Genomic DNA, 15,904 nt, shown 5'->3' with positions numbered 1-15,904 from the left:
GTGAACACTCCTTTAATACATATCCATATCCAATTTATCTTCGATAGTGAGTTTCTTTCTACCACGTTTCTTACGATCTCCACCTGAGCCATCTTCTGTTTTTCTCGCTTGTTCGATAAGCGATTCAATCAGATCACCAGTTGGATTAGCATTCGTGTCTTCGAAGTCATTCGATTCGTGTCGGTCACTGTCTCGTTCCATATCCTCGATTTTTTGTTCTGAAATCAACTCTTGTTTAGTTTCATAATCTTGTTCGATCTCTTCTAAAGAGAATTGATTATTAACAGCGAACATGGATACTCGTTCAGAAACGTATTGCAACTTGTCGTCCGTGTATTCTGCAAAGTAAGCCGAAATATTTTCGAGTGAACTTCCGTTAGAGAACTTGTCATCTTTCGAGAAAATATGCGTTAAGTCTGCTTCAAGATTTGTACGAACTTTTCGCTTTTCGGAAGTCATGAATTCAATCTCGTTTTTATTATTACTCAGACGATAGAATACATTTGATTTCTCATCGACAGACACGAGAGAATCATTCGCAATTCTGCGATGTTTACGATCCAAGTGATAAGTTGCCATCGTCAATTTATTTAGGTTTTCCGAATAGAATTTAAACTCGTTAATCGAGTCAGAAATATGAATTCGAGAAACAGCTTTATCCATGCTTTCAGCATCCATAAATTGTCGAGTTAATTGATTGATTTCGAAAATAGAACTGTCGTTCACTTCACCTAACTTGATTCGATTCAAGTCATGCATCAATTGATAGACGGCAGGATCGTCAGTAGATTTGGCAGCCATTGCGATTCGTTCAAATTCAGGATTTAGATATTCGAACTCTTCATGTACGATACCCTTCTCAAACTCATACGCTTGCTGAGTGAAGTTTCGTGCTTCATGGTACTTGCCGACTTCTTCCGTAAGTTTTTCATGTTTATCGAGGAAGGCTTGAGCCTTTTCACGATAAACAGTGACGAATGTAGAAGGGTCAAATCCTGATTTCTTCAATGTTTCGAAGTCTTTTTCTTTATAAGATTTCAAAGCATTTTCAAGTATTGTTTTCTCGTTTTGAAGTTTTCTATCACGGATGTTCAATGACTTCTTCCAGTATTCAATTGACTCACGGGCTTTACTGATCTCAGGTAATTTCACATAACCACATTTGATACGTTCACGAATAAACTTGTAAGAATCATAGATTTCTTTCGAAACTTTTATGTTTTCACGAATTTCCTTAAACGATTCCAAATCAACGACTTCTTCGTTCTTTTCTTGTTCAAGTTCAGCTTTGAGACTAGCCAATTCTTCCTCAAGTTCTTTAAGTTCCAAATCAACGAGATTCTTCTCGTCGTTTAGAGTATCAATCGTTTGATTAACTTGAGCATAGAAAGTCACTGGTGCATATTCAACACCCTTTTGCATAGCTGATTCCTTGGCATTCATTTCGATTACATATTCACTTCTTGAAAGTCTTTCGTGAGCAACTTTACCATTACCTTGATCTTCGTAAGAAAGATGCGAAACCTCTGCATCAATTCCTGATTCCTTGTAAAATTCATTGATTTTTTCTGCTAATGCTTTTCTCCATTCAATGATTTTATGTTTGCCATTCCATCCAGTTAAATCAACGTTACGAGTCTTTTTATTCCCTTTCTCGTTAAGAACAAATTCTCCATTCTTGTCCTTCAAATATTCTTTCTTAGAACGAGACTTAGCCCATTCACCGTTGCTTTCAAAATGACGAATTGTAAGCAAGATGTGGGCATGTGGGTTTTGATCTTTGTCATGGTGAATGTTGACGTCAGCCACCATTCCTGCTTCAACAAAGTTCTCTTGGACGTACTCAGTAATCAAATCTTTTTGTTTTTCTTTGGAAAGTTCGATGGGCAAAGCAACCACAACTTCACGCATCAACCTTGCATTCACAGGCTTTTCAATCGTTTCAACTTCGTTCCACAATTTTTCACGATCATATACCCATTCAGGCGCATGTTTTGGAGCAAGGATAAATGAATCAGGTTTAACTTCACGAGTTCTATACGCTTTTGTTTCCTGATCTCTTTCACTGAACAACTTCTCTCCTGAAACGTAAGAAGCTTTTGCAACTGCGGATTGTTTAGCTTTTTGAACATTACGAACAGCCATATAGAACAACGCCATCTGATTCACCACCTTTCAAAATAGCCCCTGCGGGTTAATACGAAGTATTTTCTGTCGGAGACAGCCCATTGGCACATTGATGAAATCAAGGTGCGTAAATGGGCACTCGCTTCTCTCCTGACCTCATTTTACCACTTGACGTCTCACTATTCAATCGCATAGACTAGGAATAACCACAATTCTTTCACGATCTAAGTTTCTTCTCTTTTTTGCATATAACCACAAATAAATAAACCGTTTTGAATTAGTTTGATCTAATTCTTCACGAGTTATACTAAAGTTAGACTGCTAATCATCCAGTCATCTTTTTTAGGTTTTATGCTTATTTTGTTTACTCTTAATTTTTTATCTATGTATCAAAAATCTATTATCATTAGTCGAGCAGTAAATGTTTTGGCCTGTTCATCTACGATGATCGAGCCAAAATAATTTACGCAATTTTATATAACATTCAAATATCAAAAGAGAGGTCGTGTAACCTATGGCACGTTCAGCAATTAAAAAGACTGATTTAAAGAAACACGATAAACTAAAAAAAGAAATTGAAAGACAACAGAAGGAATTACGAGAGATTGAATCAGGAATCGAATCATCAATCGGTAGCTTCGTTTGCGAGAAATTCGGTACTCATGACTTGGAATGGTTAGAAGAAAAGATTAATTATTACTACGATCTTGAACAGATCGAGAATGCCGCTAAAGGTGATGTAGCCAAAAACGAAGTAGTACCTGAATACGATATTAACCGTAGTTAAAATGAGCAAAAAAAAAGACGGTGATCGTCAACGAGAATTATTGACGTCATATGAAAAAAAGATGGCTGAGTTTGCTAAGAAGCAAAAGCGATTTGAAGAACTGGATAAGAAACTTAACTTTCTTTCCAAAGATGAAGCCCGTCGAAAAAGAGCAAATCGTTTAATTCAAACTGGCGCATTAGCTGAGAAATATTTCGAAACTACCCATCTAACTCCCGAACAAATTGAAGAATTATTTAAAATGTTTTCAGACTATGTTAATCATAAAAAGCCTGATAAATTCAAAAAATAAAGCCCTGCATATGCAGGGCTTTTATCGTTCCATATCAACTTCTCGGTTTCGTTGCTTTTTAATTTCTTTTTGGTTTTTACCTTCTTTTGTTTCTTGCTTGTCTTGACCTTTATCACTTTCATTATCTTTTTCTTTTGATTCTTTTTCTGATTCTTTTTTAGCTTTTAAAGTTACAACCATCGAACCATAAAGCTTATCAAGTTTATCTTTGATTTTCGGGTTTTCCAACTTCTTATCAAAGTTGTTTGCTAGTTCAACGAACGATTTAAGACGGTCATCCTTAATCTCACTTAATGTTGAATAATCTTTTGATTCTAGTTCTTTAATTTTCGTATTTACTGTGAGCATCTTCGCATCTTCTATATTCTTCATCTTGTCGATTTCTTCTTGTAGTTTTTGGTTTGGGACGTCTGCATTCTGATTACTCTCAGTGACTTTTTCGAGTGCTGCCACTAGTTCATTACTTTTCTCTTTAGCGTCTTGGTAACCCATTAGTTTCGCTTTGTCATTCATCAGATTAAAAATTTTGAGACCTTGTTTTGGTTCTTCTTTTAGAGCAGTTGCAATTTCAATTACCTTCTCGTCATCAGAATTATCAATAACGTAATTCATCATTTTGACGAACTGATCTTCTTTACTCAACGGACTCTCAACATCATTTTCTGTCGTAAGTTTTTTACGATAGAACTCATAAACCTTCAAAAGAATATCGAGTCCAGTTTCAATCACATCATCCTTAGTTTGGTCAGTATTATGCACTTTAAATTACCTCCTAATTTTGATTATTTCATCCTTGATTTCCTACTCTAATTATACCATTTTTGGCTTATATAGACTTCATTTTTCAGCGCCACTATGCGTTTTTTTCCTCTTTTTTAGTGATGTTTTTTCAAGTTTTCCTTCATAAAACCGTTTGAATTTGTTTACAACTCTTAAGTTCCTTAGAATCCTTTAAAAGAAGCTTTGTCTGCATTATATAATGCATAAAAAACTATTTAACGAAATAATTCGGTCGTAAATTAATATCATAATTACATCTTTAAATGAAATTTAGGTAAAATATTATATAAATTACATTATAAGATGTTCATCTAGATGTTTATTAAAGACTTCATGAATTCAAAAGAAATTATTTATACATCAAAAAATGAAAATAATGTTGCTTTTAAATGACGTTCAGGTTATACTTTTCTTAGGTGGTAAACAAAACTAAAATGAGGTGCAAAACATGAAAAAAATTATTGGTACTGACATCGGAAACTCTAAAACCGAAATCGTTATTGGGTCGAAAGATTCCGAAATTTCATTCCGTCAACCTTCTGTTATTTCTGAAGTAATCGGTTCTCAAATTTCTACCGATCAAACAATTGAACAAGTAATGAGCGATTTGTACAACAATATTACAGTACATATCTCTTCTAAAGCTTTGAATCGTTCTGCTTTATATCACATCGGTTCCAAAGCTTTAAATGCACAAAACAAATCAAACATGAACTTGTCACTTGGAAAGAAATCAGAAAACGATATTCCAGTCGTTATGACACTCGGGATGATCGCTGCATCTGCGGTAAAAGAAAAGTATGAGGAAGAGAATGAATTGCCTGAATCTATTTCTTTATCAGTTGATATGGCAACAGCAATACCTTCATCTGAATACACCAAACCAATTGCAGAAGGACTTGAGAAACGTTTCGTCGATAACCGTCACATTATCGTGGTACACGTCGCTGACGAAATAGTTCAAGTTACAATCAAATTCACAAATTGCAAAGTAACAGAAGAGGGTAAGACAGCCATGCTCGCTTTCAGTACGAGTGATGACAATATCTTGGCTGAATTCAATCGTATGTATAACAGTAACAAGTCAGTTCAAGAATTATTAAGTGCAACTTCTTTACATGTCGATATTGGTGATGGAACTACTGAGTTCACTACTATTGAAGGATTACAACCAATCCCGAACTTAAGCCGTGGTAAACGTTTAGGAGTAGGCTACGTGTCTGACGATGCTATTCGATTGATGCAAAGCAAGTTAAGTCTCAACTCACGGTTCACTCGACAAGAACTTCAAGAGTGGATGAAAAAAGAAACGCCTAGAGGTGAGTTTGCTCGTCAATGTTTCGAAGAAGCAAAGCACCTTCAAGCAGACGAAATTCTTAATGAAACGTTTGTCAGTTTTCAAGAGATGTCTTCTTCCCAAGCTGAATTGATCTTCGTTCACGGTGGAGGTAGTATCACATTCAAAGAAAACATGCTCGAAAAACTGTATCAATTTGCAGAACAAAACTACTCACAAGTTGTATGGATTGATAAAGAATATGCCACTAGCATGAACAGCCGTGGCACGTATGTACTTGCCAAAGCACTTTATTCAAATAAAAAATAAATTTCAAACTAAGTAACCAACCCTTGAGGGTTGGTTACTTAGTGACTTTTGATAGGAAAGGATGACGGTTCTATGAGTAATCGTTCACTTGTTACAGCATCATTATATTTAGAACTACCAAAGACCTCTTCGAAAGAACGGATCGAGTCGCATGAGTCGATTCAGAAATGGGCGAACGTCCAAGCAAAAGTGAGCACTAGCGTTGTTACCTTAATCGAGTTGGCTATCATGAGGTTTGGACATAAGGACGTAATGAATATTGACGTTCAGACCGAAATGTTCAAAGCGACGTCTCCTTTTAAGTCCGTTTTTCAAGATACGTTTTCTGAGTTGATGGTCTTAGACGGCTCAGATATATATCTCCCTGAAAAACCAATTAAACGTTGTTCTCTTTTAAATCAGAACCTTACAGATTTAGAAAAGGTTCAATATTACGACTGGATCGACGCCCAATCAAATCTGTCCGCAAGCGTCCGTTCCCTGATCTTAGAATCAATAGAAGTCTCGGGATATTCCAAGGTGACGTCATTCCCCCTAAAACAAGCGCTAACAGTCTTCTACGCTCTTACGGCTATGTATAGAGACAGTGATGTTCCCTTAGAAGTCATCATGCCTTTGGCGACGAGCACACTACAAAGCACATCATTGAAACATGTACCAGTTAGTCAAAACACATTATCCTCATTTGATGTACGTGAACTAAATCGGGGAAACAAAAAAAAGATGGCTGCCACTCAACCTTCTGAAGAAGTTGAACAAGTCACAATGAAGCCTAAGCCCGAACGACAAGAATCGAAAAAGGTCGAAAAAGAAAAAACATTCGTCGAAAAAACCTCGGAAACAAAGCCCGATCTTCCATTTGACCCAAATACTTTTTGAGAATCCCGTCCTAAGACGAGGTTCTTTTTTTATGAATTACATTCCAGACCAACTTTTCAAAATCAAGTCAATATTTACCTTAAAATTTATTTTTTATCATTACATAATGGTTACTTCAAAGTACATATCATGTATAATTAAAATTGTTATAAATCAATGTTTGAAGGGAGGTCATGAAAATATGAATCCATTTACAAAAATAAATACATTCGTCGTCAACACGACTGGTTCAGTTACAACATTAGTAATTTCAATCTTTATTTTGGCAATTATCGTAACTGGTGCAATGGTAGCGTGGGGAAGCGAAGAAAATGTACCACGCTTTAAGAAGGCTCTCATGTGGTCGATTGTAGGTCTTATGGTAACGGTTCTTGCACGTACTATCGTTACTTGGGTACGAAACGGAGTAGCTTAAACCAATGTCAAAGGAGAAAATCACATTGAGACATAATTCGAATGATTCGAATGAGTCAAGACGTGACAATCTTACGGTGACGCTTCCCGTACCGATCGACTCAAGGAAGTATCTAATTGGGCGGATAGCATTTGTCGATGTATTGATCGCATCGCCATTCGTGCTAGTTACCGCCCTTTTCTTATACATTCTGTTTCGTCTAGGGTTATGGAACACATATGTAGCTATGTTCCTTTGCTTACCTACGATTGCCGTCATTTTGGCTCAATTAACCAAACATCCAGTTAGAAGAGAAATCTCATATATCGAACACGGCGTCCTTTGGCGAATCTTTTTCAAAAGACGTCAAAAGGAATTCTTTAAAAGAAAAGGAGAAATTGATATGTCTGACATTTATGACTCTCGAAAGATATTAGGGTTGAAATCGGTTTATCTCGACTGCTACCAGACGTCCAAGAACCTTGTTCGGGTCTTCGAAGTATCGAGCGTCAACTTGTCCCTCGCAAACCGTTCTGAGAAAAAAGCAACACTCGATGCTTTCAAAGTATTCCTAACATCGAGTGACTTCTATAAACAACTTCAATTCTGCAAAATCGCACAACCAATCAACCTTGATCGTCACCTTGAGAACTTCCGTAAAATCGAACGGTTCGGTGAAGGGAACGACGTTAAGGCGATGCTGAATCGAAGCTATGAGAAGTATATGATGGACGTCGGACGTAACCGAAACTTGGTAGCACGTAAGAACTACATCATTTTGACTCAACCAATTAAGAACAAAGATTTAGATAAAGCTTTGCTTGAAATCGACAACAAGAGTGCGATTCTATCACAAAAATTAAGTAACCTCGTACTCGATCAACAGAGCCTTACCGTGAAGCAGCTAAACAGCGAAGAACTAACTTTGTTACTACACACCACACTAGATTACGACAGTGCCGTTTCGGTCGGTCGTCACATTATCCGACGTGCAAGTAGTTACTCAGATGTTTCGATGGGTGAAGATTCTGCCAAGAAACTAATCGAGTCGTTGCAACGTGATCTTGAATACAACATTCAATAATAGAAAGAAGGTTCACTCATGGGATTTTTCGATTTTTTCAAAGGGAAGTCGGTAGCGAAGGAAGCCGATGAAGAATTTGCTTCATCGCTTCATGAATATGACAATACGCTTTTGTCCGTTCTGTCTCCTGATTACATCCAAGAACATGAAAATTATGTTCAACTAGGTTCTAACTTCACTCGTACACTCATGTTGGTGGATTATAACACAATGATTTCTCAAGAAGACATTCAAGAATGGTCAGAGATTTCGGATAACGTTTCAATCAGTTATCACGTCAATAAAGTATCATCGGCTGAGATTCGCGCGAATATGTCAAAAGCGATCAAACAGGCTCGTCTCAAGCAAGCCGACGAACGATTAGACGATGCTACAAAAGTCGAAGCTGAGGTGCAGGAAAAGGATGCAACACGAGTCATCCGTGAACTGGCGACAGGCTCGGAAATGATGTTTGAACTGAATGTGTTGTTCCATTTGAACGCCCCGAACTTGGTAGAGTTGGATCGCTTGACTCAACGAGTGAAGTCTCTCGTCGGTGCGACTGCAACTGCGTATTCTCCTAATTTACGTGCGATGGATGCTTACCACTCGTTCTTGCCCCTTGGCGAATTAAAAGTTGCCGAGATGACACGACGCTTGGTGAACTCGGAAGCATTGTCATTTTTCTTCCCATTTCACGAAAATGAGATGTTCCAAGAAAGTGGAATGTTTTTTGGAATTAATGAGAAAACGAAGAACGTTATCTTGGTTGACCAAAACAAGCTTTTGAACAAACACAAAGTCTACATCGGAGTTTCAGGTGTCGGTAAATCGACCGCCCTTTTTGCCGACATTATGAAAGAATATATGGTCGGTACAAAGATACAGGTCAATGATCCAAAAGGTGAATTCGGTTCAAAATTTAAGAACCTCGGCGGGGAATGGATCAAGTTTAGCCTTGAATCATACACAAGCCGTATCAACCCTTTCGACCTTCCTAAACAATCGTTCGAAGCAGACGAGGATGGCGAAACAATAAGAGCAACAAACCCGATTTATAATAAAATCCCGCAACTAATCGTCATGTTCAAATTGATGTTCCCCGATATGACCGTTATGCAAGAGAATATCGTTTCGAACATCATTCTTGAAGTGTACAAGAAAGCAGGCATCTACTCCGAATCTGATAGAGAGGGGAAAGAAGCGACTGACTTTTCTAAGTTGCAACCTTCCGATTTCCCAACCTTAACCGACTTTGACGAAGCTTTAACTTCGTTGCAGTCGGATGACCCTGACATGTATTCAGATCTTCGCAACTTCCATACAGGAATCAAAGTCTACATTAACGGTATCTATAAACACGTTTTCAATGGTCATACGAACGTTGACGTCAATAGTGACTTGGTTGCTTATGATTCTCTTTCGTTTGCCGACAATGAGAAGGTTCAACGGATTCTTTATTACAACATCATGAGTCATATGACGTATGAAGCAATTAATGGGGATGGTTCCCCTATGCGATTTGTCTTTGACGAAGCCCACGTTATTGCTGACCCAAATATTCCACTTGCCATGAAGCAATTGTTTTACATGTTGAAGGTATTACGTTCGTTTAACGTCGGCGTTTCAACGGCTACACAGTCTATCAAGGACTTCTTGAGTGCGAAAGACCGTACATCAGGAAAGAACTATGGAGAAGCCGTCATCAACCAATCAGTACAAAAAATGTATCTCCCGATGTTGGAAAATGAAATCGACTTCCTAGAATCTGAAATGTCCCATAAGTTCAGTGAGAAGGAACGAAGCATCTTGATTGTTCGAGATGGAGATAAAGCGAAACAGGCAGGTAAAGGCATTCTATTCATTGGTAGCAAGAAGATTTATACGGCGGTGAAACTGACGCCGATGGAAGCTGATCTTTGGTTCAAGAATAAGAAGCTTCATGAAATTGTTGTTTAAGAGGGGGGATTCGCTTGAGTGAGAAACAACGTTCCTTGCCTGCCATCCCTCTGTTCATCGGTGGCTCGATCACTGCCCTTATAATAATTTCGATTCTAGTTTTCATCTCTCTAATGTCTATTTTCGGCGGAATATTTGATGAAAAAAAGAAACAAGAAGAAGGGGTCGGTGGTGGTTTCGCCATGTGTCAACCAAACGGAGAAATCAACCGTTCGGTGTTCGATGCTCGATTCAAGGGGGCAGGGGTGTTCGATGGAAAGGCACAACTTTTCATCGACGCTGCCACTCGAAATAACATTGACCCCGTGGTGTTGAGTGCCATAGCCTTTCATGAGACAGGTAACGGGACTTCGAACATGGTTCGTGAGCGAAACAACCCAGGGGGTCTCTACAATTCATCAGCAGGGTCATTCTTCGTCTTCTCGTCATTGGAAGAAGGGCTTGATGTGATGGCTCGTAACCTTTATAAGAACTACTATGCAATGGGTCTTGTCACGATTGAACAGATTGGGAATAAATATGCTCCTCTCGGCGTTGCGAACGATCCAAACAATTTGAATGCCCATTGGATTCCCAATATCACGAAAAGGGTGTCGGAGTTCGGAGGGCTTTCCATGAATTGTGAAGTAGCAGGATTCGACTCGGGACTCGGTTCTCCTGTTCGTGGAAAAATCATCATCACCTCAAGATGGGGGCCGAGGAGTTTTATGACACCAAACGGCTTGTACAGCGATTTCCATACGGGGATTGATTTCAATTGCAATACGAATGACCCGTTACTATCTGTTCTTGATGGGAAGGTCGTCTTATCACAATGGCATAATTTGTACGGGTGGTATATCAAGGTTGCACACGGCGATAAAACGACCCTATATGCCCATATGAACGCAAAGGGGTTACCTGTTGGCGCTACCGTCAAAAAGGGCGAGCAAATCGGTCTGTGTGGCAATACGGGTAATAGCTTCGGTTCACATTTACATTTCGAAATTTTCATTAACGGTGGCACAACTCGAATCGACCCCGAACCATATTTCAAGAATCAAAAGTAAGAGGTGAAAATATGAAGCAGATCCTTCGATATATCCTGACTTTCCTTCTCGTTCTTGGTCTCTTGATGGCTTTCTTAAACGAGAGGGATAAAGTCAAAACGGAGAGAATCTTGAGTGAAGAATGGCAAAGTAAAGCAGAACAATTTCAACAACTTCCTCGTTACGACCAAAGAGCCGAAGATTTTGTGGCTGCCATGAACGGCGGAGAAGGTGACCTTGATACGCTATTAACAGGTGTAGCATTGGCTGAATATGAAGAAGCCCTTGCGAACAATGGTGAAAGTGTTCAGGACGCTTATATCGACCCTTCACTGGTGAATACAAATATTTTAATGACGAATAGCGAGATAGACGAGCAAGGCAAGTATCATTCTAAAGTCATGTACGAGTTAGATATGAGTACCGTTGCAGACAACCCTGAAACAGGGGTTGTTGATAAACGGATCGTGACATTAATTATCGAAATGGATTGGGAAGACGAAAAAGTGAGCCGATACGAAATCACATTTTTCAATGACACGTTAGGTTTGGAGCCACCAAAGGAGAACGTCGATGAATAGGGTCATATTGGCATTCGGTAAAGTCCACAAGGTCTTACATGATACTTTGAACACTTTTCTCTTAAAGAAAACAAATCAGTTCGAACATCTGTATGAAGAAAAATTCGACAAACCTCCTTCACTTCTCAGAGTACGAAAGTTTAGAAGAGATTATGTCCTTCGTCAAAGTCTAATCGTATTTATTTTTGTCAGTATCTTATTCTTTGGATTAACAAATTAGAGAGGAGGGGTTTTATTGAAGCGTTTTAGAAAAATCGCAAGTCTCGTACTTTGTATACTTCTTCTATCTTCAATTTCAGTTTCAGCAAAAGAAGGAGAGTTTTACAAACGAAACAAGGCTACATTCGATCAATATAAGGGTGTTCTTAGTGAAGACTATATTGATGACTTCGTAAAGAAATATGATTCCAACACGAATACATTCAACTGCGGGACATTGGACTTCACTTGTTATGCTAACTCTCACCTTTACAGCGGGGCGTTAGGAATGGCGACAGGTGTAACTGAGCAAATGAAGATTATCGTAAGAGACCCTGCCCTTATCGTGAAAGACCCTGCAATTAACAGATACAAGGGATACTTGACCACTTTGGCAAACTCTTTGTTACCGTTGTTTGTGATTTGGCATATGATGGTGATGGCACTCCGTAGGCTCGGTGATCCAGACGATTACCAACAAGCCATGAATCAAAAGATGCTCGGATTCATCACGGGTGCGATTATGCTTGGTCTTTATAACCCAATCTTTAATATCATTCTCGACATGCAAAATCAGATGCTTCAAGGAATAGTCAACGGAACTATGAATAAGGACGCCCTGATGGTCATGATTTTCACGTGGTCACCGAGTTATTCACTAGTGTTAGTTATCTTCGTAGTTTTGGCAATGCTGATTTTTGGACTGGCTGTCTTGTATCGTTTCGTGGCTCTCTCGTTCATGTTCATGGTCGGACCGTTGGCAATTTCGACAATTTTGAATGATGAATTCAATTACTTCAACGTATGGTGGAAGTACATTTGGAACAACATCGTTACTTTTGCCTTACAAGCAATCGCTTATGCTTTTTGCATTCAAGTATTGACCAATCAAAATTCATACGTCAGATCGTTCCCATATATGTCCCAAGGCATTGTCGCCATTTCAATGGTGTTGGTCATCAGTTTCTTCTCGTTGACGATTCCGTTTATCTTAGGGAACTTGGGAAGCAGTTCAGGAACTGGACGTTCGATCGGTCGAGTAGCACGAGTATTAATCAAACGATAAGAGAGGTGTAATACATTGGCTCAAACGGTTCAGTTTAATAAACACGGGAACATGATGTTCAGTGGGAATGATGCGATTTATCGCATTCCCACTGAACACTTAAAGTCAGATAATGACCTTGAAATTGAACGAAGCTTCAAACGTTTTGCTGTCAGTCATCCATTAGAACATCAACTAATGACGCCTGACGAAGTGACCAGTGAAGGACGGTATACGCTATTAAAGTATGACTTAAACCAACTACATGCATTCGATCGGTTATTCGAAATCTCATTGAGAGAAAAGTTGGATTACTACCGTTCGCTAGTTGCGTTTGCAATCGAAGAGAAGCGAAAAACACTTCAAATTTCTTGGGAACGTTCCAACTTCATTGTCGATACACATGAAAAGAACATTAAGGTGATGCTCTATCAGACAGACACCATTCCGATCTTCCGTGACAATGATATTAATATTGTGCAACGAGTAAAAGAATTGATGCTGATTTCACTCACTCGACTTCAAAAAATCGTCTCACTTCCGAAATTCGTCGATTTACTTGAGCAGGATCAAATCAACCGAGAATTCTGTCAGTCCCTTTATCAATACGATAATTTGGACGATATTTTATACCTAATTGAAGAGACGGAACTTAAGTTCCTCGAAGCAGAAAAAAAGGATGAAGATGACGAAAACGAGATTGAAGAATCTCCGAAACGTGGTTTCTTCGCTCGCAAAAAGAAGGTAGAGAAGAAAAAGAAGAAGTCTCCAAAAAAACAAGAACCTATGTATACTAATCCAAATCGAAACAAGAAAAAGGTAAGTCGATTTGATAAGAAAACAATGTATCTATTAGTTGGTGGTGTCATAACGTTACTCTTATTCTTAGGTACAGAATTGATGACCGGTTCGAGTAATGAACCAACGAATAAATTCAAAGAAGTTGCCGTGTCGAATCAAGCATCTTCGACTTACTTTAAATCTAGTAATAATACAGCCATTACTAACTCTCTAATTCGCGCCTATCGTGCTTCCTATTCAGGAAGACAGACCGACGCCTACACGATCTTAGAAACGATCAATAAGCGTGATTTAGATGTGTCAGATTTGTCTATGGTTATCTCTGTTTACGATGCGGAAAATCAGTTGGCTGCTCTTATCGACGACAACCCGATTCCCGAAATGGCGAATGAGGTCGTGACATATTTAATCAAAAAGGATCAGTTAAATAAATTAGTCGATATTTCGTCTCAGATGAAGACGGCTAACCCATATATCGAATTTGAGACAGCATATCTGAACAATGATTATAATAAAGTGATTGAATTAAAAGACATGGTAGAGTTAAATGGTCGTAAGGAAGGACAGATCGTTGACGCATACCTTCAAATAGGAAAAATTCAAGAAGCAACAGAGTTCGCACAATCTGTCGGAAATCCCGATCTGTTCAAACAAATTGATGGTCATAGTACGTTTTAAGGAGTTTTAGATAGATGACGAAAAGAAGTGAATTGCGAATCCTTTCCGAAGAAGGGAGAGTCAAAATCCCCCCTGAGTATCTAAGACTTCACAATCTCCAAAAGGGCGATACCGTCGAAGTTTCATGTAATTCTTCGAGTATCAATATTCGAAAATATCGTGAAGAATTCATATGTGCTGTGACAGGGAAATTTTCAAGGAATGGTAGAATGTACGGGAATAGTTACATCTCAAAAGAAGGTTTAGAAATCATCAATTCTCAGAACAAGAAAAAGAGTGATTAGTCTCCATGACTAACCACTCTTTTATTTATGTGATGCTATATTTTTTTCCGTTGATTGTCTCTCGAATGATCTTCAAAAGACCGTCAAAGTTTGTTTGTATCAAATCCAATTTTCCCGTTTCGTCCACGGGTTGAAAGAAGGAATGGTTAGGAATTACTTGGTAACTGTTCTCCTTCACCCGAACGACAAAGCCTTCGTCTTGTCCGTTCAAAATCACCTTCACGCAATCAGCGAAATACACTCGTTTCTTTTCTTGTTCCTCATGCATTATACATTTGGCTTTATAACCCTTGTGATACAAACACTTCACAAGGGTTCTCGCACGTTTCTGTTGGATAAAACGGCGATGGTCGTCGATAGATAGTTTCATAGGGTTATCATCCTTTCGGTCGGTTTAATTGTTCTCATATATTGGTTTCCAGTAATCAGGAATCTCAAAGTCGTTTGTGATTATGTGTTGATATACAATGTCCGCCACTGTACCGAAATAATCTTTTTGTAACTGTGCATCGTTGTCCATGTCTTCAAACAGGTCGTACATGTGACCGCCATTATGTTGGTTCATATAGTCTCTCCATTGATTCGGTTCGGTGTATAAGTTGGTCTCTTCTGCCACGGTGTCAGCATAGACCCAAGACATTAGAATCTCCTCGATCTGTTCCACGAAACCGAATTTGACGGCGGTTAGAGCCTTGATAGAATCTTGGCTATGTGGGTGTCCTTCATCTTTCAATTTGAGCAACAAGTCGTGGTTATACGTGATTGTATTCACTTTCGTCACCCCGATATTCGCAACCGCCTGTTGAACTACCTTTGTTAAATCTTTCATGTTTGTTCCTCCTGTTTTTCCCTCGGGCGAAATCGCCCCCTGAGGGTGAATTTTTGCCGTTTTGACACGTTCGACGAACAGCCATCGCAAGGGAAACGTCAAGGGTCTCAGCCAGTCTACTTTTTTTCGTTCAGGAGGGTTTTATGGACGAAAAAAATCGACTGCCCCTTGATGTTGACCGCCGTGACGTGTGCGAGTGACAGGGGAAGAAGCGAAGCCGATCCTTGCCCTGTCAGAGTCCGTCACGTTCGATAGGATGTATCGTCCGAGGGGAAAAACGGTAAACATTCGTGGTCTTCCGTTCCGACTTGGCGGAACGTTCCCTGCTTGCCTGAGCAAGCCTACGGTCTTGACCTTGACCTGACGCTCCGAGCGTCCCGTCAAATCGTGCAGGAACGTACAGCCCGACACGTCCCTCGGACGTGCAGCCAATGGCCGGTTCATCTCCGATGATCTCGCTATTGGCGACGGGGTGTCGTTATCGCTCGATTTAGGGGCGTTGCGGTGGGTTGTGGGGGCTTGGGTGGTCGATGCCCTTCCGAACACCTTAGCCCCCGCCCCATGAGCCATAAA

General features: G+C 39.3%; 15 protein-coding genes. 11 read left to right on the top strand and 4 right to left on the bottom strand.

What is annotated here, in order from left to right; translation table 11 throughout:
• Window positions 1-12: 12 nt before the first annotated feature.
• Window positions 13-2,160: a MobA/MobL family protein gene (locus EVJ32_RS10725; protein ID WP_131458309.1), complete on the bottom strand. Its 2,148-nt coding sequence runs from the start codon at window positions 2,158-2,160 to the stop codon at window positions 13-15.
• 481 nt (window positions 2,161-2,641) lie between these two features.
• On the opposite strand from EVJ32_RS10725, the gene EVJ32_RS10720 reads away from it, so the two are divergent.
• Both EVJ32_RS10720 and EVJ32_RS10715 read left to right on the top strand, forming a co-directional pair.
• Entirely contained in the window at window positions 2,642-2,914 is a 273-nt protein-coding gene (locus tag EVJ32_RS10720) for a hypothetical protein (protein WP_131458308.1), read from the top strand.
• A 1-nt stretch (window position 2,915) separates the two neighbouring features.
• The gene (locus EVJ32_RS10715; protein ID WP_236639507.1) at window positions 2,916-3,206 is read left to right on the top strand and encodes a hypothetical protein; all 291 of its coding nucleotides are present in this window, start codon (window positions 2,916-2,918) and stop codon (window positions 3,204-3,206) included.
• A gap of 21 nt (window positions 3,207-3,227) precedes the next feature.
• Here EVJ32_RS10715 and EVJ32_RS10710 read toward each other — a convergent pair whose 3' ends face one another.
• The gene (locus EVJ32_RS10710; RefSeq protein WP_131458307.1) at window positions 3,228-3,965 is read right to left on the bottom strand and encodes a hypothetical protein; all 738 of its coding nucleotides are present in this window, start codon (window positions 3,963-3,965) and stop codon (window positions 3,228-3,230) included.
• 469 nt (window positions 3,966-4,434) lie between these two features.
• Between EVJ32_RS10710 and EVJ32_RS10705 the strand changes: the two genes are divergently transcribed.
• The 9 genes from EVJ32_RS10705 (at window position 4,435) to EVJ32_RS10665 (ending at window position 14,218) form a co-directional block, all read left to right on the top strand.
• Entirely contained in the window at window positions 4,435-5,592 is a 1,158-nt protein-coding gene (locus EVJ32_RS10705; RefSeq protein ID WP_131458305.1) for a ParM/StbA family protein, read from the top strand.
• A gap of 72 nt (window positions 5,593-5,664) precedes the next feature.
• Window positions 5,665-6,471, top strand: coding sequence for a hypothetical protein (locus tag EVJ32_RS10700; RefSeq protein WP_131458303.1), 807 nt, complete (start codon window positions 5,665-5,667; stop codon window positions 6,469-6,471).
• A 181-nt stretch (window positions 6,472-6,652) separates the two neighbouring features.
• Window positions 6,653-6,886, top strand: coding sequence for a TrbC/VirB2 family protein (locus EVJ32_RS10695; protein WP_131458301.1), 234 nt, complete (start codon window positions 6,653-6,655; stop codon window positions 6,884-6,886).
• A gap of 382 nt (window positions 6,887-7,268) precedes the next feature.
• Window positions 7,269-7,949: a hypothetical protein gene (locus tag EVJ32_RS10690; RefSeq protein ID WP_131458299.1), complete on the top strand. Its 681-nt coding sequence runs from the start codon at window positions 7,269-7,271 to the stop codon at window positions 7,947-7,949.
• Window positions 7,950-7,967: 18 nt separating this feature from the next.
• The gene (locus tag EVJ32_RS10685; protein ID WP_131458297.1) at window positions 7,968-9,887 is read left to right on the top strand and encodes a VirB4 family type IV secretion system protein; all 1,920 of its coding nucleotides are present in this window, start codon (window positions 7,968-7,970) and stop codon (window positions 9,885-9,887) included.
• Window positions 9,888-9,901: 14 nt separating this feature from the next.
• On the top strand, window positions 9,902-10,936 hold the full coding sequence (locus tag EVJ32_RS10680; RefSeq protein ID WP_131458295.1) for a peptidoglycan DD-metalloendopeptidase family protein: 1,035 nt from the start codon (window positions 9,902-9,904) through the stop codon (window positions 10,934-10,936).
• An 11-nt stretch (window positions 10,937-10,947) separates the two neighbouring features.
• A complete protein-coding gene (locus EVJ32_RS10675) occupies window positions 10,948-11,496 on the top strand; it encodes a hypothetical protein (RefSeq protein WP_131458293.1) in 549 nt (182 codons plus the stop codon).
• A 235-nt stretch (window positions 11,497-11,731) separates the two neighbouring features.
• Window positions 11,732-12,760, top strand: coding sequence for a conjugal transfer protein TrbL family protein (locus EVJ32_RS10670; protein ID WP_131458291.1), 1,029 nt, complete (start codon window positions 11,732-11,734; stop codon window positions 12,758-12,760).
• Between the two features lie 15 nt (window positions 12,761-12,775).
• A complete protein-coding gene (locus EVJ32_RS10665) occupies window positions 12,776-14,218 on the top strand; it encodes a hypothetical protein (protein WP_131458289.1) in 1,443 nt (480 codons plus the stop codon).
• A 309-nt stretch (window positions 14,219-14,527) separates the two neighbouring features.
• Here EVJ32_RS10665 and EVJ32_RS10660 read toward each other — a convergent pair whose 3' ends face one another.
• Together EVJ32_RS10660 and EVJ32_RS10655 are read right to left on the bottom strand one after the other, a co-directional pair.
• The gene (locus EVJ32_RS10660) at window positions 14,528-14,872 is read right to left on the bottom strand and encodes a hypothetical protein (protein WP_131458287.1); all 345 of its coding nucleotides are present in this window, start codon (window positions 14,870-14,872) and stop codon (window positions 14,528-14,530) included.
• 24 nt (window positions 14,873-14,896) lie between these two features.
• Window positions 14,897-15,331 carry a hypothetical protein gene (locus EVJ32_RS10655; protein WP_131458285.1) on the bottom strand — a complete coding sequence of 145 codons (435 nt, stop codon included), beginning with the start codon at window positions 15,329-15,331 and terminating at the stop codon, window positions 14,897-14,899.
• Window positions 15,332-15,904 lie beyond the last annotated feature (573 nt).

Source organism: Exiguobacterium sp. SH5S4, from assembly GCF_004337045.1.
Classification (GTDB): domain Bacteria; phylum Bacillota; class Bacilli; order Exiguobacteriales; family Exiguobacteriaceae; genus Exiguobacterium; species Exiguobacterium aurantiacum_A.
The sequence above is the reverse complement of the archived record's forward strand: the minus strand, read 5'-3'. Positions and strand labels throughout refer to the sequence as shown.